Source organism: Streptomyces marispadix, assembly GCF_022524345.1.
GTDB classification, from domain to species: Bacteria; Actinomycetota; Actinomycetes; order Streptomycetales; family Streptomycetaceae; genus Streptomyces; species Streptomyces marispadix.
In genome coordinates this window covers 1,071,356-1,088,457 of the sequence record NZ_JAKWJU010000002.1, presented here as the reverse complement: position 1 = coordinate 1,088,457, position 17,102 = coordinate 1,071,356, and the positions used below count along the sequence as shown (strand labels likewise).

Genomic DNA, 17,102 nt, shown 5'->3' with positions numbered 1-17,102 from the left:
GTGGAGGCCGGGCGGTTCACCGTCGGCGGCGGCCCGGCAGTGCCCAGTAGCGGCGCGGCGCCTTACGTGCCGGGGCCTGGTGCTGCCGCTCCGCATCGGGCGTGGGCGTACCGGAGCCGGAGCCCGTACCCGTGCCCGTACTCACGTCTGCCCCGTACGCCGTCGCCGTGCCGTCGACACCCGCGCCCCCGCCCGGGGGATCGCCCGCGCCGTTCGTGACGGGTGCGTCGACCGCACCGGTCCGCCCCGGTGGCTCGTACCGTGTGCGCTCGGCCGCCGAGGAGAAGCGCACCGGCAGTTCGGTCAGGGCGCGGATGAACGGGCCGGGGCGCCAGGCGAGTTGATCGGCGGGCACGGCGAGTTCCATCTCGGGGAGCCGGTCGAGCAGGGTGTCGATGGCGACCTCGGCGATGACACCGGCGATGTCCTGCGCGGGGCAGGCGTGCGGGCCCGCGCTGAAGGCGAGATGGGCGGTGTTGGAGGCGCGCTGGGTCTGGCTGGTCGGCAGGCTCGGGTCCAGATTGGCCGCGGCGTGACTGATCGTCACCGGGACGCCTGCGGGGACGAAGGTCTCCTCGCCGGTCTCCTGGTCGCGCAGTACGTAGTCCTCGATGGCGTAGACGAACGAGTAGTTCGAGTGCGGGGCGTGCAGCCACAGCACCTCGTTGAGCGCGTCGGTGACCGTGAGGCTGCCCCCGGTCAGGTCGCCTGCGAAGCGGTCGTCGGAGAGCAGCATCATCGTGGCGGTGGAGATCCAGGCCGTGCCGGGCACCTGCCCGGCACCGGTGAGCACCACGAGCTGGTCGATCAGTTCCTCGCGCGTCACATTGGCGGAGTGGCGCAGCAGCCGGGTCGTGACATCGTCGCCGGGGGTCCGGTACTTGATCTCGATCAGCTCGTTCAGACAGGCCACCAGGTCCTTCAACCCCTCGGTGGCGGCGTCCGGTTCGACGGCGTTGACCATCTGGAGGAACGCGGTGGAGATGCGGCCGTTGAGATGGTTCGGGCAGCCGAAGAGCTGAGTGAGGACCATGACGGGGATTCGCGCCGCGTACTGGGAGACCAGGTCGGCCCGGCCGTCCTTCGCGAACTCGTCGATGAGCTGAGTGGCGCTGCGCTGTACGACGGCTCGCAGTTCGTGCGGGTCGATCCCGGCGAGAGCGCGGTCGACGGGCGTGCGCAGCCGCAGATGCTCCTGGCCGTCGGCGAACCAGAGGCTCTTCCGCGGACCCATGATCGGGAGGATGGGGCTGTCGGCGGGCACCTCGCCGTCGGCCAGCGCCTTCCAGCGGTGGGCGTCCTTGGAGAAGTACGGGCTGCGCAGGACTTCGAGGCACGCCTGGTAGCCGGTGACGAGTATGGACTCGACGCCCGGCGCCAGCTCCACCCACTGCGCGGGGCCGCCCTGTGAACGGAGCCTGTCGTAGAGGGCGTTGGGGTCCCTGGCGAAGGCGTCGTCGTAGAGCTTCGGCAGTCCTGAACCGGATTCAGGTCCGCCCCCGGTCCCAGTCCCGGACGCAGTCCCGGACGACGGCCGCTGTACGGGGCAGCCCCGCGGGCCGGAAGCGGGCGGGCCCGCCTCGGACCGTGCGGGTTCCGGCGCGGCCTCCGGCAGGGGCTCCCGCAGGGCGGACAGCGCCTGGAGGTGCTCGGGCTTGCCGGGGCCGCCGGGGCGTTCCAAGTGCCCGGGCCGCTCGGTGTGTTCGGCGGCTCCGGCCGCTCCGGTGGGCTCGGTTTGTTCGGTGTGCTCGGAGGAGGAGGTCACGACGACTCCTGGTGGCCGGCGTACAGGTGCTTGACGAGCGAGATGAGGGCGCCCTTCGCGGACTCGCGGTCCCTGGCGTCGCAATTGATCAGCGGCGTACGGGAGTCGAGGTCGAGCGCCTCACGCAGCTCCTCGTCGGGGTAGTCCGGGGTGTCGGGGAAGGTGTTGAGGGCGACGACGTGCGGCAGTCCGCTCTTCTCCACCAGGCTCAGCGCCTCGAAGGACTGGTCGAGGAAGCGTGAGTCGGCGAGCACCAGCGCCCCGTACGCCCCCCGGGAGAGGTCGTCCCAGATCTGCTTGAAGCGGTGCTGGCCGGGTGTGCCGAACAGATACAGCGCGAGGTCCTCGGCGAGTGTGAGCCGCCCGAAGTCGAGGGCGACGGTGGTGGATCTCTTGCCTGGCACGCCGGTCAGGTCGTCCACCACGGCGCTGTTCTGCGTCATCAACTCCTCGGTGCGCAGCGGCTCTATCTCGCTCACGGCCCCGATCAGGGTCGTCTTGCCGACGCCGAAGGGGCCGACCACCATCAGCTTCGGAGTGATCTGCACGGTGTCTCGTACATAGACACCGTCAGAGAGCCTGGAGGCCATGCAGCATCCTCTCCAGGGTTCGCAGTCGGTCGGGGTCGGGCTTCGTGCCGGGGGCCGGCGCGGACCCGGCGTCCGGGGCCGTCTGGTCCGCCTTGACCGACAGCAGGCCCGCGTCGATGAGATCGCCCAGCAGTACGCGGGTGATGGTGAGCGGCTGCCCGAGGTGGCCGGCCACTTCGACGACGGAGAGATAGCCACCGCGGCACAGGTCGATCACCTTGAGGTGTTCGGGCTGGAGTCCCGTACCCGGGGGCTTGCCCGGTACGGCGGTCACCATCGTCAGTACGTCGAGTGCGCCGGCGCCCTGTGCGGGCTGAGCGCGTCCGCCCGTCAGCACGAACGATCTCACCAGGTCGTGCCTGTGCCGGTGGGTCATGCTCCGCTGCCAACGTCCTCGCGGAGTTCGGCGCCCATCTCCCGCCCGAGCTGGGCCACGACCTCGTGCATCCGGTACGCGACCTGCCCGACGTCCGCGGCGCCCGACGTCGCCACGGACAGGAACGTCGAGTCGTGGGCACGGATGGTGACCACGAATCCGCCGTCGAACTCGACCATGCTCTGCCGCCACGAGTCGGCGGGCGCACGGCAGAACATCGCGGTGGCGCTGCTGGTGGACTGCACTCCCGCGAGGGCGGCGGCGATGCTGTCGGCCTGGTCCTGGTCCAGGCCCTGCGAGAACGCCTTCACCAGCCCGTCGGCGGTGATGAGGATGGCGTCGTGGACCTCGGGCTGGTCCAGCACCTGATTGAGCATCCAGGCGTCCGAATTCTGGGTCATGACTCGGGAGTTCCTTCCGTGGACTGACGGAGACGGTCGGCCGCCGCCTTGCCTGCTCGCTGGAACGCTCCGATCGAGGCCGCCGCCTGGCTGGGTGTGCGCTCGTCCGGCTTCGGCTCCGGGGCCGGCCGCGCGGTGGGGGGCGGGGTGTGTTCGGCGCTGGGGGCGGGCTGCTTACGTGTGCGCTTGGGCAGCCCGTTCGCGGTGGTGGGGGTCGCCTTCGGCGTCGCGTCGGTCGTGCGGCTCGTGTCCGTCGTTGTGGTGGCGTCCGTCGTGCCGGTCGTCGGTGCGGGTTCCTTCGCGTCGGTCGCGTCCCTCGCGTCGGTCGCCGAGGCGGCGGGCGTCGGCTGCCGGCCCCTGTCGGGCGAGGCGGGTCCCGGGTCCGCCGGGGGCGCGGTGGGCTCTGTGGGCGAGGCAGTCCCGGCATCCGCTCCGGCCACGGCAGCCGCCGCGGGTGCGGCCGTCTCCTGTCGCCGCGTACCCGGAGCGGGCGACGACACCGTGTCGACGGGGTCGGTCAGCAAGGTCCGCGGAAGGTTCACCACGGCACGTACGCCGCCGAACGCCGAGGCCGTGTCGACCGAGACCTTGAAGCCGTAACGCCTGGCGAGCGCACCGCACGCGGCGAGCCCGAAGCGCGGCGGGTCGCCCAGCTTCGCGAGTCCCAGCGACTCGTCGTTGAGCAGTCGTACCGCCTTCTCCTGCTCGGCGGCGTTGAGCCCCACTCCGGCGTCCTCGATCACGAACGCCAGCCCGGTGTGGGTGAGTTGGACATGCACCTGGACGGGGGTCTGCGGGTGCGAGGAGCGGGTGGCGTTCTCCAGCAGCTCCGCGATCGTCATGACGAGGGGTTCCACGACGCGGCCCGTCACCGCACGAGTGTCCTCGATACGTACGATCTGCACGCGCTTGTAGTCCAGGATGCGGCCGATGGCGCCACGGACGATGTCGTGCAGCGAGGTCGCGTTGTGCTGACGGCCCGGCCACGCACGGCAGGCCACGGCCATGCCCACCGCCCGCCGGAGGATCTGGGCGTTGGTGTGGTCGAGCTGCATCAGATCCTCTAGGAAGACGGGGTCGTCGTGACGCTCCGTCATCTCGTTGATCTTGAGCTGCTGACCGTTCGCCAGCCCCTGGAGCTTGCGGGCCACGGCCAGCAGCAGGCCCTCCGCCGACTGTTCGGCGCGGTCGCTCGCGAAGCTGAACATCTCCAGCACCGAGTCGTGCGCGTCGGCGAACTCCGTACCCGCCAGCTCTTCGTGCAGCGGTCCCGGCACCTGCCTGCGCCGCCCCTTCCACTGCGCGTCCGCGAGTGCCTGAAGCCGCTCGCGGACCAGGTGCTGGGTCTCCTTGTCTCTCATGCGGACCTGCTGTTCGAGCGCGTCGGCACGCCGTGCGTGGTGCGCCGAGTGCCCGCGGTACCGGAGTGCCGTGATCCAGGCCGCGACCGCGGCCACTGCGAGGGGCGGCACGAGCCAGAGGGCTACGTCCGATATGTGCATCTTCGAATCCTCAAGCAGGAGCAACTTCGCCGGTCGGATGTGCATGAGCGGAGGCGGAGGCCCAACGGACCGGCCCGGCACGGGAAGTCGCCTGCCACGCCTCGAAGTCGGGCCCGCGTACGCCGGGCACGGGACGCCGCCCGCGGGATGGACCTGTCACCAAGTCACGAATGGCTGAAATCATCAGGGCTCCGTTCGAACGGACAGGCCGAACCTGTGCCCATGGTCGGTGCACTTGGCGCAATCGAAGCGGGGCGACTCCGGTGGTACGTCAAGATACGGCAGCGGTCATTGAATTCAAGACGACGGACAGGAGAAGTTGAGCGAGTACCCGCGCCGCGTGCCACAGCGCTCCGCAAGACCTGATGACATGCCATGAAGAGGGCAAACGAACCCCCGCCGCGCGGGCCGCTTTTGTCAGCGTCGAATACGTTTCCCCGACGGCGGGCGTAGCCGGTCCCGGGCCTGACGGGAAGAAAGCGCGAAGCCGGGAGGAAAGCGCGAATTCGTCCCTTTCCGCGGTTTCCTCTGGCGGGCGGTCAAGTGGCGGCCGGGGGAGGGGAGTCGACCGAGCCGCCTCCCGTCTGGGCGCATCCGCTTGCCTCCTACAGGATCGTCGGGGGCCGGTCATGTCCGCGAGTGTCTCCGTCTCCGATTCCGATTCCGACTCCGGCTTCGGCTTCGGCTTCGGCTTCGGGTGATGGCAACAGCCGCGACGTCGTGCCGTATCCCCGCCACCCGGGACCGGCACCCGTCCGGACCCCGGCACGCCGGTGCCGGGCGGTTCCCGCAGCCCGTGAGCGCGCTTAGGGTGCGGCGTATGAGCAGGGTGAACGACGTCGGCGGGCAGACGGGCTTCGGGTCCGTCGTGCCCGAGGAGAACGAACCGGTCTTCCACGCCGACTGGGAGGCACGGGTCTATGCGCTGAACACCGCGCTGGTGCGGCGGGGCGCGTACACCCTCGACGAGTTCCGTGACGCCATCGAACGCATGCCTCCGCAGGCGTACTTGGCCGCCTCGTACTACGAGCGCTGGCTCCACGCGATCGAGGAGCTGACCGCCGGGCCGAGCGGTGGCAAAGATGACTGAGCCCGCCGCCGAGGCCGCCGCCCAAGCCGCCGCTGCCCGCTTCGCGCCGGGCGACCGGGTCCGTACTCGTGCCCTCGACCCCGACCGGCATACGCGCCTGCCGCGATACGCACGCGGATGCACCGGCCGGATCGTCGCCGTCACCGGGACCTGGCCGCTCGCCGACGATGTAGCACGAAGGCGGGCCGAGCCGGATGTGGAGCCTCGCGTCGAACCCGTCTACACCGTGGCGTTCGCCGCGCGTGAGCTGTGGGGCGAGGGCGACCACGAGGTGACGCTGGATCTGTGGCAGTCGTATCTGGAGCCTCACGGAAAGGCCGCGTCATGAGCGGTACGCACACCGGCAACCCCGTCGCGGCGCGGGTGCGCCGACTGGAGGAGCGGCTGATCGAGCAGGGGCTTGTGACCGACGACGAACTGGACGCCGTCCTCAGCGCGGTCCTCGACGGGGCGTCACCGCTCAACGGCGCCCGTGTCGTGGCGCATGCCTGGTGCGACGCCGGGTTCCGCGAGCGGCTGCTGGCCGACGCAAACGCAGCCCTTCCCGAGTTGGGTCTCTCCATGGCGGGCGGTCTCCAGGAGCAGCGCCTGAAGGTCGTGGCGAACACCCCGGAACGCCACAACGTGCTGGTCTGCACGCTGTGTTCGTGCTATCCGGTGGCGCTGCTCGGGCCGTCCCCTTCCTGGTACAAGAGCGAGGCGTACCGCTCGCGCGTGGTACGTGAACCGCGTGCCGTGCTCACCGAGTTCGGCCTCGACGTTCCCGGCGGGCAGGAGATCACGGTCTGGGACTCCAGCGCGGAGAGCCGCTACATGGTGCTGCCGCAACGGCCCGACGGGACAGGCGAGTTGAGCGAGGATGAGCTGGCGCAGCTTGTGACGAGGGAAGGGCTCATCGGTACGGCGGCCGTCTGAAGTCCCGTACGGGCGGCTGTACTTGAGCGGGCAGCGCTACGGGCAGCGCGGGCAGCGAGCGGGCCCGCGCAGCAACGGGGGCCGGGGTGGCGCTCCGCCCAGGCCCCCGGCTCCCCGTACCGCTCAGAGTCCCAACGACGCGTCGTGGACCCGCGCCACGGCCTCCTTCTCGCCCTCCTCCTCGACCACCGCGACCCGCTGGCGGCCAGATACGTACAGCACCAGTTCGTTGGGCTCGCCGGTGACCGTCACCACGGGTGTGCCCTTGCGGGTGACGGCGGTCTGGCCGTCGGGGCGGCGCAGCACGAGTCCCACGGGCGACTTGCGGCCGAAGACGCGTGCCATGGTCTCCAGGCGCTTCCACAGCGCGTTCTGGAAGACGGCGTCCAGTTCGCGCGGCGTCCAGTCGGGCACCGCGCGGCGGACGTCTTCCGCGTGCACGTAGAACTCGACGGTGTTGGCGGCCTCGTCGACCTGCTTCAGCGCGTACGGGGACATGCGCGGCGGACCCGTGCGGATGAGCTGGATCAGCTCCTCGTAGGGCTTGGCGGTGAACTCGCCTTGCACCCGTTCGAGCCGTGGGGCGAGCGACTTGAGCAGTATCCCGCCGGCGGCGTCCGCGCGGCGCTCGCGCACCACCACGTGCGCGGCGAGGTCGCGGGCCTTCCATCCGTCGCACAGGGTGGGGGCCTCGGGGCCGCCGCTCTCCAACAGATCCGCCAGAATGAGGCGTTCACGCTTGGCATGGGTGGACATGTGGCCAAGGGTACGGCGGCGGGCCCGCCGTAGCGCCGATTCACGCCCCGGCGCGGGCGCTATTCCCCTGACTCCCCGCGTTCTCCGAGGGCTTCGGAGACCCGTGGGGTCCTCGGCGTCCTCGTTGTGCTCGGCGTCCGCGGTGCCTTCGATGCCTTCCGTGCTCCGGCCTCCCGCGGACCCCGGTCGAAGAACTCCTCGGCGGTCGCCATGAACGCGCGGATCACCGAGTACGTACGGCGCTCACGCAGGCACACCGCGAACGCTTCGGTGAAGATGTCGGCGTCGAGGATGCGCAGCATGCGGGTGCGGCTGTCAGGCACGTATTCGATCTCAGTGGTGATGCCCACACCGAAACCCGCGACGACGGCCTCCCGCACGCCCTCGCGGCACACCTCCAGGGTGACCCGGGGAACGACGCCGCGTTCCTGTAGCGCCTGCTCCAGTGTGAGCCGGCAAGTCGAGCCCTTCTCGCGCAACACCAGTGCGGCGTCGGCGAGTTCGGCGAGCCGGACGCCGTCGCGCCCCGCCCAGGGATGGTCGTCCCGGCAGAAGAGGACCACGTCCTGTCTGCTGTAGGGCAGCGCGTGCAGGCGGCTGTCCAGGGTGGTCTGGCCGACGATGCCCACATCGATCTCCCGGCCTGTGAGCCTGCGAACGACCGTTGCGGAGTTGTCGAGTTGGAGGGAGAGGTCGACGCCTGGGTGTGCCCGGTTGAAGGCCGACAGCAGCCGCATCACGAAGTACGGCGCCACACCGCCCACGCGGAGCCTGCCCCGCAGGGTGCTGCCCGCCGAGTTCAGCAGCTCCACCGCCTCGCCCTCCAGGGCGAAGAGCTGTCTGGTGATGGTGTACAGGGACTCGCCCAGGTCGGTGAGTTGGAAGCTGCGGGGCGTACGGCGCACCAGTTCGACGCCGTAGTGGGCTTCGAGCTGGCGGAGTTGGACCGTCACCGTCGGCTGGCTCACATGCAGCAGCGAGGCCGCCGCGGTGATGCTTCCGGCGACGGCCACTGCGTGAAAGGAGCGGAGCTGGTTGAAGCTGACGTACGGCAGCGCGTCGGGCTGCCCGGCGGCGCTGTCCGCGGGCTCCGGCCCGGCCTCGCGATGCTGCGCCCGGCCCCCGGCCGTATCGGCTCGTCCCGTGTCGGCTCGTCCCGTACCGGCCCCGGGCTCAACGGCCCCGGCCTCAACGGCCCCGGGCTCAACGGCCCCGGGCGCGGCGTCGGTTACCGAATCGGCGGAGTTGGGCGCGGAGGTCGTTCCCGGTGCGGAGGTCGTTCCGGGTGCGGAGGTCGTTCCGGGTGCGGCGACGGACTCGGACATCAGCTCCGTCACCCCTACTCCGAGACGCGGGCCCAGACCTTTCCATCGTCGACCCGTGCCGGATACACGCGCAAGGGCCGGGTCAGCGGCGGGCCCATGGCCTTGCCCGTCGGTATGTGGAAGACGCCCTGGTGGCGCGGGCATTCGACGGTGTCGTCCTGCACGTACCCCTCCGACAGCGACGCCTCCTGGTGGGTGCAGCAGTCGTCGGTCACGTAGTAGTCCCCCGCGACGTTGAAGACGGCGTACGCACGCCCGTGCAGGGTCACGCGTACGCAGTCGTCCTCCTCCACCTCGCGGGCGTCGGTCAGGGCGTACCAGCCCGGTTCGGGTCCGCTCACCATGTCGCTCCGCTTCCGCTCGTCTCGCCGGACGCGCTCGGTCCGCCTGCCGTCGCCGATGCGTTCCCGTCGGCGCCGCCGGCCGTCCTCGTCGGCCGCTCTCGCCCGTACGTCCGCGTCAACTGCCGCCGCCCGCACCGCTGACGACGCTGGGCTCCGGGTCGCTGTAGCGCTCCACCAGGGCGTGGTGGCGGCTCATGCTGGGTGCGAGGTCGTCGTAGATCCGGGACCACAGTTCGAAGAAGTCGGCGTACATGGCGTGGAGTTCGGGATCGGGTTCCACTACGTCCCGTACGGGGGCGAGGTCCTTCATCGGCTCGCGCATGTCGTCGTACAGTCCGGCGCCCGAAGCGGCCACGACGGCGTCGCCGAGCGGCGCGGCCTCGTCAACGTCCGGGATCAGCAGCCGCCTGCCGGTGACGTTCGCGGTGATCTGGTTCCACAGGGCGCTCTTCGTCGGGCCGCCGTTGAGCACGAGTTCGGGGAAGTCCGCGCCGCCGGCCTCGGCGATGCGCACGTTTGAGTAGAGGTCGAAGGCGACGCCCTCGATCAGCGCCCTGATCACATGGGCGCGGCTGGTGAACGGCTGCATCCCGAAGAAGACCCCGCAGGCGTTCCCGTCCCAGCGCGGCGAGAGGGAGTTGCCGAGGTACGGCAGGTACAGCAGCCCGTCGGCGCCCGGCGTGATGCGCTCGGCCTGCGCCGTCACCAGATCGAAGACGTTGCGTCCCATACGTTCGGCGAGCGCGCTCTCGGGGTCGGCGAACTTGTCGCGGAACCACTTCAGCGAGGCGCCCGTGAAGGCCATCGGCGCGTCGAAGAGCGTCAACCCGTCGATGACGTGGGGCCACTTGAGGATGCGGTACTCCTCCGGCAGCTCCTCCCGGGGCACTACGACGCCCAGATTGGAACCGGTGCCCATCGAGTAGTACGCCTGCCCGGTCTCGATGGCTCCGGCGCCGAGGGCGGCCGCGCCGATGTCGGTGCCGCCCGCCACCACGGCCGTGCCCTCGCGCAGTCCGGTCTCGCGGGCCGCCCGCGAGGTGACCGCCCCGATGACCGTGTCCGAGGGGTGGATGTCCGGATAGACGCCGGGGGAGAGGCCGAGCGCCTCCGTGAGGGAGTGGTCCCAGCGCGAGCGTCGGTGCTCGTACGGGTAGAACAGCCCGGCGTCGCCGTGGTTCATCGCGTATTCGCCGCTCAGGCGCAGGGTGCAGTAGCCGGCCGGGGAGAGCAGCTTGTGGATCGCGGCGTAGACCTCCGGCTCGTGGCGGCGCAGCCACATCGCCTTCGGCTCGATGAACCAGGGTGCGACCCGGTTGCCGTTGACGGCCTTGATGCGGTCCTCGCCGACCTGTTCGCGTATCTCCTCGCACTCGCGCTGCGAGCGGCTGTCCATCCAGATCATCGCCCGGCGCAGCGGCCGTCCGTCGCGGTCGACGGGGAGGGTCACGCCGACCAGGCCCGAGACGGACACCGCCGCCACGTCGGAGGCCGGGCCCGGACAGTCGTTCAGGCAGCGGGCGATGCAGGAGGAGACGGCACGCCAGTAGTCGTCGGGGTCCTGCTCGGCCCAGCCGGGGTGCGGGTGGTGCAGCGGGTGTTCGGCCGCGGCGGAGGCCACGACCCGGCCCTCCGCGGTGTCGAGGACGCACGCCTTGACGTTGGTGGTGCCGATGTCGATGCCGAGCGTGAGGTGTCCGGACAACGGATGCTCCTTTGCATCGCGGGAGTCGGGGAGCGGAGTCGGGGGTGATGTGCGGACGGGCAGGGGGAGTGCGGACTTCCCCGTACGGCAGGGGAGTTCGGACACGTAAGGCCGCAGGCGGACGGCGGCGGACCGGACCGGAACGGAGCGTCGCGCACCGCACGCGGCGCGGCGGCGAGGCCAGGCCGCCGCGCCGCATGGAGCGCCCGCGCGGGACGGTGTGCGCCCGGGGGCTTCCCGTGCCGGCGGCACCCGGATCGGGCCCGCCCCGTATCGGGCCCCGCCACCGGAACGGAACGGGCCCCGGGGTCAGCCGGTCACCGCTGCGGACGTGCTGGTCGGCACGGTCGAACCGGACCCGTTGCCGAGGTTGCCGACGATGTCGCGGTGGGCCCGTACGTACCCCTTGCTCACGACGTACGGCCGCTCCCCGGGGGCGCCGGGCAGCGCCCTGTGCAACTGCCGAAGGCTGTGAAAGGGAACGGAGGGCGCCAGATGGTGCTCCGCGTGGAAGGGCATGTTCCAGTACAGGAACCGCACCAGCGGATTGGTGAGCGTGGTCCGGGTGTTGGTGAGCGGGTCCGCGCCCTCGGCCATGCCGGTGTGCTCGGCCATCCTCACGAGGCGCAGCGCGGGCTCGGCCACGATCCTCGGCAGCAGCCAGAACGCCAGCAGTCCCGGCCATGTCCCCGTCACGCCGCATACGGTGGCCACGGCCGCGTAGAGGCCGACCATCAGCCGGGCCTCCCGCACCACACGGGGCCGTTCGGACTCCGGGAGGAAGAACCGCTCGCGGTCGTTGAAGCGCCCCGTGCAGCTCCGGTACAGGGTGCCCGCGACCTTCGGCCAGAATTCCATTCCGAAAACCTCGCCGAGATATCCGGAGACACCGTCCGGCATCGCCACCAGATCGGGGTCGCGCTCCGGGTCCTGTGTGTAGGAATGGTGAGCGGCGTGACGGTAACGGAAATAAAGCGCGGGCCGCATCATCAGCACACCGCAGAATGCCGCCACCGCGCTGTTCAGCCGCCGCGTACGGAAAGCCGTGCCGTGTGTGCACTCATGCATGGGAGCGAAGAGGAAAACCACCACGATCCCCTGCGCGAACATCGCGGGGATCATCCAGTACGTCCCCCAACTCCACGCGATGAGGCCCGTGGTGGCCGCTCCGGTCGCCAGGTGCCCGGCCATGTGCCGCAGTGCGGGGCCGTTGCGCCGCCGCTGGAGTCCTTTGAGCTCCTTGCGTGGAAGAGGCGGTTTCACCGGCTTCGCCCAGGGGTCCGTCTCGCCGTGGCCCGGCGTCGGTGTCATAGGCCGTACTCCTCCCGTCTCCAGCGGTGAAGTCCCAGCCATACGATGAGCGAAAAAGGCCCGCGGTGTCGAATAGAAAAAACAAAGAACCGGCATAGATCCGCTCTATACCCCGCTCCATGAACGGCTCCGTGCCGGGCCGCCCGGGAATGCCTCGCGAAGCAGGCACGCACACCGGAAGCAGGTACGCACACCACGTGCACGTTCGCCCGCCGCATGCGCGAGAATGGGCCGCATGCCCGCACGAACCTCCGCGACCTCGCTCGCCCCCGAGATCGCCGCTCGCCTCAAGCGCGACGCGCACGGCCTTTTCCCCGCCGTAGCCCAGCAGTACGACACGGGCGAGGTGCTGATGCTGGGATGGATGGACGACGAGGCGCTGCACCGGACCCTCACCACCGGGCGCGCGACCTACTTCAGCCGCAGCCGCCAGGAGTACTGGGTCAAGGGCGACACCTCCGGGCACGTCCAGCACGTACGTTCCGTGGCCCTCGACTGCGACGGCGACACGGTGCTCGTCAAGGTCGACCAGACCGGCGGGGCCTGCCACACCGGCGACCGTACCTGCTTCGACGCGGGCGGGCTGCCGGTCGAGGCGCCGCCCGCCGGAGCGCGCTCCGGGACGCACTCCGTACCGCCCTCCGGTCCGCAAGCCGACGAGGGCTGACGGACAGTAAGGTCACCGATCATGACGACTCCGGACCTCGACACATTCCGCACGCTCGCGAAGGACCGCCGCGTCATCCCCGTGACCCGGCGCCTGCTCGTCGACGGCGACACCCCCATCGCGCTCTACCGCAAGCTCGCCGGTGAACGCCCCGGCACTTTTCTGCTGGAGTCGGCGGAGAACGGCCGGACTTGGTCGCGGTACTCCTTCATCGGCGTGCGCAGCGCGGCGACGCTCACGGTGCGCGAAGGCCGCGCGCACTGGCTGGGCGCGCCGCCCGTGGGAGTGCCCGTCGGCGGCGATCCGCTGACCGCCCTGCGCGAGACGGTCGAGGCCCTGCACACCCCGCGCGACCTCCATGAGGACTCCGACCTGCCGCCGTTCACCGGCGGCATGGTCGGCTACCTCGGCTACGACATCGTGCGAAGGCTGGAGAAGATCAGCGCGGACGGCCCCGAGGGCGACGGCGACGGCAACGCCGGTGACGGCGACGGCGAGGGCGAACAGAGGGGAAGCGGCACGGTCGACGACCTCCGGCTGCCCGAGCTGACGATGCTCCTCGCCTCGGACCTGGCCGTACTCGACCACCGCGACGGCACGGTGATGCTCATCGCCAACGCCATCAACCACAACGACCTCGACACCGGCGTCGACGAGGCGTACGAGGACGCCGTCGCACGGCTGGACGCGATGGCCGCCGACCTGGCGCGCCCGGTGCCCGCGGCGCCCGCGGTGCTCCCGCCGTCCCGGCTCCCGGAGTTCACGGCACGCTCGGGCGGCGCGATGTACCGGGCGTGGGTGGAGGACATCAAGGAACGCATCCGCGCGGGCGAGGCGTTCCAGGTCGTGCCCTCCCAGCGCTTCGAGGCCGAGTGCCGCGCGAGCGCACTCGACGTCTACCGGGTGCTGAGGGCGACCAACCCCAGCCCGTACATGTATCTGTTCCGCTTCGCGGACACGGCCGACGGGGACGGCACCCCGGAGCGCGACGGCGGCTTCGACGTCGTCGGTTCGAGCCCGGAGGCCCTGGTCAAGGTCGAGGACGGGCAGGCGATGATGCACCCCATCGCAGGCACCAGGCCCCGAGGCCACACCCCGCAGGAGGACACGGCGCTGGCCGACGAACTCCTCGCCGACCCCAAGGAGCGCGCCGAGCATCTGATGCTCGTCGACCTCGGCCGCAACGACCTGGGCAAGGTCTGCGAGCCGGGCAGCGTCGAGGTCGTCGACTTCATGTCGATCGAGCGCTACAGCCACGTCATGCACATCGTCTCCACCGTGACCGGTCGGCTCGCCCACGGGCGCACGGCCTTCGACGCGCTCACCGCATGCTTCCCCGCCGGGACGCTCTCCGGCGCTCCCAAGCCGCGCGCCTTGCAGATCATCGAAGAACTGGAGCCGACCCGCCGCGGCGTCTACGGCGGCTGCGCCGGCTATCTCGACTTCGCCGGGGACGCCGACATGGCCATCGCGATCCGTACGGCACTGCTGCGCGAGGGCACCGCGTATGTGCAGGCCGGGGCGGGCGTCGTCGCCGACTCGGACCCCGCGGCCGAGGACACGGAGTGCAGGAACAAGGCCGCAGCGGTCCTCAGGGCGGTCGCCTCGGCCGAAAGGCTCGGCGGTAGCGTGGACGGGTGACTTCCGTACCAAAGGCACGCTCCTCGGACGCCCCGCACGGCGAGGAGACCGGCGATCAGACCGGCGACGAGACCGGTGTGGAGACCGGGGGAGCGACAGGTCCGGCCGCCGAACGCCGTGCGGAGCAGGCCGCTTCCACGGCCGCTTCCACGGGCGCTCCCGCACGGCCGGGCGCGCGTGCCGCCCGCCGCGCCCTCGCGTTCGCGCTGCTGTGCGGAGCGGCAGGTGCCGCCCTCGTGCTGCTCGCCGGTGGCCAGGTGTGGAGCCACGCCACGGCGTCGTTCGCACAGGGCGAGCTTCCCGTGAAGGCCAAGGGCGGCGACGTCACCGGCCTGCCCAGCGCCCTCGCGCTCGTCGGACTCGCCGCCCTCGTCGCGGTGTTCGCGGTCAAGCGGGCGGGCCGGGTCCTCGTCGCCGCGCTGCTCGCCCTCTGCGGTACGGGCACCCTCGCCGCCGCACTCCTCACCGCCGACGACAGCGCGGCGCTGGAGGAGAAGGCGGCCAAGGCGAGCGGTCTCGCCCGCACCGGCGTCGACGCGGTGCACGTCAGCGCCTGGCCGTACCTCTCTGCGACAGGCGGTGCGCTGCTGCTGATCGCGGGCGTACTGGCGCTGCGATACGGGACGGCGTGGCCGTCGATGTCGGGCAGCGCACGCTACGAGAGGAACGAGCGGGTGCCGCGCCGCCGCCGTCCAGGGCCACGCGGCGCCGCGACGGCGGCCGACCCCGGCCGTCCCGAGGAGATGTGGAAGGCCCTCGACCGCGGCGAGGACCCCACGGGGGACGCGCCCTGAGCACGCGGGCAAGCGCCCCGCCCGCCCCGTAAGCGACGACGCCCGGCGTGGCGAAACAGCAGCGCCGGGGCGGGAGTTGAGCCCCGCCGGGCGCCCAGTGCACCCCTGGCTCGGCGTCCCGGCGGGACAGGGGGAACAATGGTGGGCGAGCGGGCCGGTGGCCCATTCGGTTGAACTTACGAGGAGCACACACATGGCGGGCAACAGCCACGGTCACACCCTGGCCGCGTGGACGGGCGTGACGATCAGCTTCGTCGGCTTCTGCATCTCCGGCATCTGCACGGTGCTGGCCCAGCCGATCGGCTTCGTGGCCGGCCTCGTCGTGGCGGTCGGCGGCGGCGTCGTCGGCCTGCTGATGAAGGCCGCGGGCCTCGGCCAGCCGAAGGCGTCCGGCACGTCCGGCACCTCCGGCAGCGCACGCGCCCAGGGCCGGCCGCAGGAGCAGTCGTCCTGAGCGGGCACGAGCCCGCACCAGCGGGGCGCCGGACCGCGATCCCGGTGTCCCGTCTCGCCGCGCCGGCCGGCACGCTCGTGGCCGTCGGCGCGGCCTTCGCGTATGTGGGAGCCGTTGACCCGGGTGAGCCCGGCCACTATCCGGTCTGCCCGCTGCTGCGCTTCACCGGCCTCTACTGCCCCGGCTGCGGCGGGCTCCGCTGCGCTCACGCCCTCGTGCACGGCGACCTCGCGGGCGCTCTCGGTGCGAACGCCCTGGCGGTGGCCGCCTTCGGCGTCTTCGCGCTGTTCATGGTTCATTGGGTGGTGCGGGTGCTTCGGGCCCGGCCGGTGACGGTGCCGCTGCGTACCTCGCACTGGTGGGCCCTGGGCGTGCTCGCGCTCGCCTTCACCGTCGTACGGAACCTGCCGGCGGGAGCGGCGCTCGCGCCCTGAAGTCCGGGCAGCGAGCCGGAAAGCACCAACGTCCCGAGCCGATACGAGCGGCGTCACGGCAACGGAGCCGGAGGCGGTTTGTCCGGAATGTGGGATTCAAGACGGGCGGATGCGAGTCCTCCGGCTCCCGCCCGATAGCATCGCAGTGCCCGATCTGACCATTCCTCCGCCCGCCGCGAGGAGCCCGTACCCGACCCGAAGGAGGCCGCTCGGTGAGTGTGCTCGACGAGATCATCGAAGGGGTGCGTGAGGACCTTGCCGAGCGGCAGGCCCGCGTCAGCCTCGACGAGCTCAAGGAGCGCGCCGCCGCGGGGCGTCCCGCGAAGGACGGCGTGGCCGCGCTGAAGGGCGAGGACGTCAGGGTCATCTGCGAGGTGAAGCGCTCCAGCCCCTCCAAGGGCGCCCTCGCGGCGATCGCCGACCCGGCCGCACTCGCCGTGGACTACGAGACGGGCGGCGCGGCGGTCATCTCCGTACTCACCGAGCAGCGGCGCTTCGGCGGCTCGCTCGCGGACCTCGAAGCGGTGCGGGCCAAGGTCGACGTCCCGGTGCTGCGCAAGGACTTCGTCTTCTCCTCGTATCAGCTCTGGGAGGCGCGTGCGCACGGCGCCGACCTGGTGCTGCTGATCGTCGCCGCGCTGGAGCAGGAGGCGCTGGTCTCGCTGATCGAGCGTGCCGAGTCGATCGGGCTGACCCCGCTCGTCGAGGCGCACGACGAGGAGGAGGCCCAGCGTGCGCTGGACGCCGGGGCCCGGATCGTGGGGATCAATGCGCGTAATCTCAAGACGCTCGAGGTGGACCGCGGCAACTTCGCCCGCATCGCCCCCGACATCCCCGACCACATCGTCAAGATCGCCGAGTCCGGCGTCCGTGGGCCGCACGACCTGATCGCCTACGCCAACGACGGAGCCGACGCCGTGCTCGTCGGCGAATCGCTCGTCACCGGCAAGGACCCCAAGTCGGCCGTCGCGGACCTCGTCGCGGCAGGTGCGCACCCGGCGCTGCGGCACGGGCACGGTAGGGGCTGAACTC

Annotated in this window: 19 protein-coding genes; 9 read left to right on the top strand and 10 right to left on the bottom strand. The window is 71.2% G+C overall.

The window, feature by feature from the left end; genetic code table 11:
• Window positions 1-16: 16 nt before the first annotated feature.
• Genes MMA15_RS04745 through MMA15_RS04725 form a run of 5 tightly spaced genes read right to left on the bottom strand, consistent with a single transcriptional unit; the run spans window position 17 to window position 4,634 of the window.
• Window positions 17-1,765 carry a cytochrome P450 family protein gene (locus MMA15_RS04745; protein ID WP_241057711.1) on the bottom strand — a complete coding sequence of 583 codons (1,749 nt, stop codon included), beginning with the start codon at window positions 1,763-1,765 and terminating at the stop codon, window positions 17-19.
• The gene (locus MMA15_RS04740; RefSeq protein WP_241057710.1) at window positions 1,762-2,355 is read right to left on the bottom strand and encodes a GTP-binding protein; all 594 of its coding nucleotides are present in this window, start codon (window positions 2,353-2,355) and stop codon (window positions 1,762-1,764) included. The genes MMA15_RS04745 and MMA15_RS04740 overlap by 4 nt, the downstream gene beginning before the upstream one ends.
• Complete coding sequence (locus MMA15_RS04735; protein WP_241057708.1) at window positions 2,336-2,731, bottom strand: DUF742 domain-containing protein; 396 nt, start codon at window positions 2,729-2,731, stop codon at window positions 2,336-2,338. Before MMA15_RS04735 ends, MMA15_RS04740 begins: the two co-directional genes overlap by 20 nt.
• Window positions 2,728-3,132, bottom strand: a complete 405-nt coding sequence (locus tag MMA15_RS04730) for a roadblock/LC7 domain-containing protein (protein ID WP_241057707.1) — start codon at window positions 3,130-3,132, stop codon at window positions 2,728-2,730. Before MMA15_RS04730 ends, MMA15_RS04735 begins: the two co-directional genes overlap by 4 nt.
• Window positions 3,129-4,634, bottom strand: a complete 1,506-nt coding sequence (locus MMA15_RS04725) for an ATP-binding protein (protein ID WP_241057706.1) — start codon at window positions 4,632-4,634, stop codon at window positions 3,129-3,131. The genes MMA15_RS04730 and MMA15_RS04725 overlap by 4 nt, the downstream gene beginning before the upstream one ends.
• A gap of 820 nt (window positions 4,635-5,454) precedes the next feature.
• Here MMA15_RS04725 and MMA15_RS27795 point away from each other — a divergent pair.
• The 3 genes from MMA15_RS27795 to MMA15_RS04715 are packed head-to-tail and all read left to right on the top strand — an operon-like array spanning window position 5,455 to window position 6,639.
• The gene (locus tag MMA15_RS27795) at window positions 5,455-5,724 is read left to right on the top strand and encodes an SH3-like domain-containing protein (protein WP_277400023.1); all 270 of its coding nucleotides are present in this window, start codon (window positions 5,455-5,457) and stop codon (window positions 5,722-5,724) included.
• Window positions 5,717-6,052: an SH3-like domain-containing protein gene (locus tag MMA15_RS27790; RefSeq protein ID WP_277400022.1), complete on the top strand. Its 336-nt coding sequence runs from the start codon at window positions 5,717-5,719 to the stop codon at window positions 6,050-6,052. Before MMA15_RS27795 ends, MMA15_RS27790 begins: the two co-directional genes overlap by 8 nt.
• Window positions 6,049-6,639, top strand: coding sequence for a nitrile hydratase subunit alpha (locus MMA15_RS04715; protein WP_241057705.1), 591 nt, complete (start codon window positions 6,049-6,051; stop codon window positions 6,637-6,639). Before MMA15_RS27790 ends, MMA15_RS04715 begins: the two co-directional genes overlap by 4 nt.
• Window positions 6,640-6,762: 123 nt before the next feature.
• On the opposite strand, the gene MMA15_RS04710 is transcribed toward MMA15_RS04715, so the two are convergent.
• The 5 genes from MMA15_RS04710 to MMA15_RS04690 all read right to left on the bottom strand — a co-directional run bounded on the left by MMA15_RS04710 (window position 6,763) and on the right by MMA15_RS04690 (window position 12,080).
• On the bottom strand, window positions 6,763-7,395 hold the full coding sequence (locus tag MMA15_RS04710; RefSeq protein WP_241057703.1) for a TIGR03085 family metal-binding protein: 633 nt from the start codon (window positions 7,393-7,395) through the stop codon (window positions 6,763-6,765).
• Between the two features lie 59 nt (window positions 7,396-7,454).
• The gene (locus tag MMA15_RS04705; RefSeq protein ID WP_241057702.1) at window positions 7,455-8,732 is read right to left on the bottom strand and encodes a LysR substrate-binding domain-containing protein; all 1,278 of its coding nucleotides are present in this window, start codon (window positions 8,730-8,732) and stop codon (window positions 7,455-7,457) included.
• A 2-nt stretch (window positions 8,733-8,734) separates the two neighbouring features.
• Window positions 8,735-9,064 carry a non-heme iron oxygenase ferredoxin subunit gene (locus tag MMA15_RS04700; RefSeq protein WP_241057701.1) on the bottom strand — a complete coding sequence of 110 codons (330 nt, stop codon included), beginning with the start codon at window positions 9,062-9,064 and terminating at the stop codon, window positions 8,735-8,737.
• Between the two features lie 115 nt (window positions 9,065-9,179).
• Window positions 9,180-10,769: a xylulokinase gene (locus MMA15_RS04695; RefSeq protein ID WP_241057700.1), complete on the bottom strand. Its 1,590-nt coding sequence runs from the start codon at window positions 10,767-10,769 to the stop codon at window positions 9,180-9,182.
• A gap of 309 nt (window positions 10,770-11,078) precedes the next feature.
• Window positions 11,079-12,080 (bottom strand): fatty acid desaturase, encoded by a 1,002-nt coding sequence (locus MMA15_RS04690; protein WP_241057699.1) that lies wholly within the window; start codon window positions 12,078-12,080, stop codon window positions 11,079-11,081.
• Between the two features lie 235 nt (window positions 12,081-12,315).
• Here MMA15_RS04690 and hisI point away from each other — a divergent pair, with 235 nt between their 5' ends.
• The 6 genes from hisI to trpC all read left to right on the top strand — a co-directional run bounded on the left by hisI (window position 12,316) and on the right by trpC (window position 17,098).
• Window positions 12,316-12,747 carry a phosphoribosyl-AMP cyclohydrolase gene (hisI, locus tag MMA15_RS04685; RefSeq protein WP_241057698.1) on the top strand — a complete coding sequence of 144 codons (432 nt, stop codon included), beginning with the start codon at window positions 12,316-12,318 and terminating at the stop codon, window positions 12,745-12,747.
• A 21-nt stretch (window positions 12,748-12,768) separates the two neighbouring features.
• Entirely contained in the window at window positions 12,769-14,388 is a 1,620-nt protein-coding gene (locus MMA15_RS04680) for an anthranilate synthase component I (protein ID WP_241057697.1), read from the top strand.
• Window positions 14,385-15,182: a TIGR02234 family membrane protein gene (locus MMA15_RS04675; RefSeq protein WP_308290505.1), complete on the top strand. Its 798-nt coding sequence runs from the start codon at window positions 14,385-14,387 to the stop codon at window positions 15,180-15,182. The genes MMA15_RS04680 and MMA15_RS04675 overlap by 4 nt, the downstream gene beginning before the upstream one ends.
• A 193-nt stretch (window positions 15,183-15,375) precedes the next feature.
• Window positions 15,376-15,636: an HGxxPAAW family protein gene (locus MMA15_RS04670; RefSeq protein ID WP_241057696.1), complete on the top strand. Its 261-nt coding sequence runs from the start codon at window positions 15,376-15,378 to the stop codon at window positions 15,634-15,636.
• Window positions 15,637-15,680: 44 nt separating this feature from the next.
• Complete coding sequence (locus MMA15_RS04665) at window positions 15,681-16,070, top strand: DUF2752 domain-containing protein (RefSeq protein WP_372498178.1); 390 nt, start codon at window positions 15,681-15,683, stop codon at window positions 16,068-16,070.
• 212 nt (window positions 16,071-16,282) lie between these two features.
• Window positions 16,283-17,098, top strand: a complete 816-nt coding sequence (trpC, locus tag MMA15_RS04660) for an indole-3-glycerol phosphate synthase TrpC (RefSeq protein WP_241057694.1) — start codon at window positions 16,283-16,285, stop codon at window positions 17,096-17,098.
• Window positions 17,099-17,102 lie beyond the last annotated feature (4 nt).

What these genes read in the sequence shown, in the direction of transcription:
- MMA15_RS04740 (WP_241057710.1), bottom strand. Translation starts at nt 2,355, where the DNA reads ATGGCCTCCAGGCTCTCTGACGGTGTCTATGTACGAGACACCGTGCAG.
- MMA15_RS04735 (WP_241057708.1), bottom strand. Translation starts at nt 2,731, where the DNA reads ATGACCCACCGGCACAGGCACGACCTGGTGAGATCGTTCGTGCTGACG.
- MMA15_RS04730 (WP_241057707.1), bottom strand. Translation starts at nt 3,132, where the DNA reads ATGACCCAGAATTCGGACGCCTGGATGCTCAATCAGGTGCTGGACCAG.
- MMA15_RS04725 (WP_241057706.1), bottom strand. Translation starts at nt 4,634, where the DNA reads ATGCACATATCGGACGTAGCCCTCTGGCTCGTGCCGCCCCTCGCAGTG.
- MMA15_RS27795 (WP_277400023.1), top strand. Translation starts at nt 5,455, where the DNA reads ATGAGCAGGGTGAACGACGTCGGCGGGCAGACGGGCTTCGGGTCCGTC.
- MMA15_RS27790 (WP_277400022.1), top strand. Translation starts at nt 5,717, where the DNA reads ATGACTGAGCCCGCCGCCGAGGCCGCCGCCCAAGCCGCCGCTGCCCGC.
- MMA15_RS04715 (WP_241057705.1), top strand. Translation starts at nt 6,049, where the DNA reads ATGAGCGGTACGCACACCGGCAACCCCGTCGCGGCGCGGGTGCGCCGA.
- MMA15_RS04710 (WP_241057703.1), bottom strand. Translation starts at nt 7,395, where the DNA reads ATGTCCACCCATGCCAAGCGTGAACGCCTCATTCTGGCGGATCTGTTG.
- MMA15_RS04700 (WP_241057701.1), bottom strand. Translation starts at nt 9,064, where the DNA reads ATGGTGAGCGGACCCGAACCGGGCTGGTACGCCCTGACCGACGCCCGC.
- MMA15_RS04690 (WP_241057699.1), bottom strand. Translation starts at nt 12,080, where the DNA reads ATGACACCGACGCCGGGCCACGGCGAGACGGACCCCTGGGCGAAGCCG.
- hisI (WP_241057698.1), top strand. Translation starts at nt 12,316, where the DNA reads ATGCCCGCACGAACCTCCGCGACCTCGCTCGCCCCCGAGATCGCCGCT.
- MMA15_RS04680 (WP_241057697.1), top strand. Translation starts at nt 12,769, where the DNA reads ATGACGACTCCGGACCTCGACACATTCCGCACGCTCGCGAAGGACCGC.
- MMA15_RS04670 (WP_241057696.1), top strand. Translation starts at nt 15,376, where the DNA reads ATGGCGGGCAACAGCCACGGTCACACCCTGGCCGCGTGGACGGGCGTG.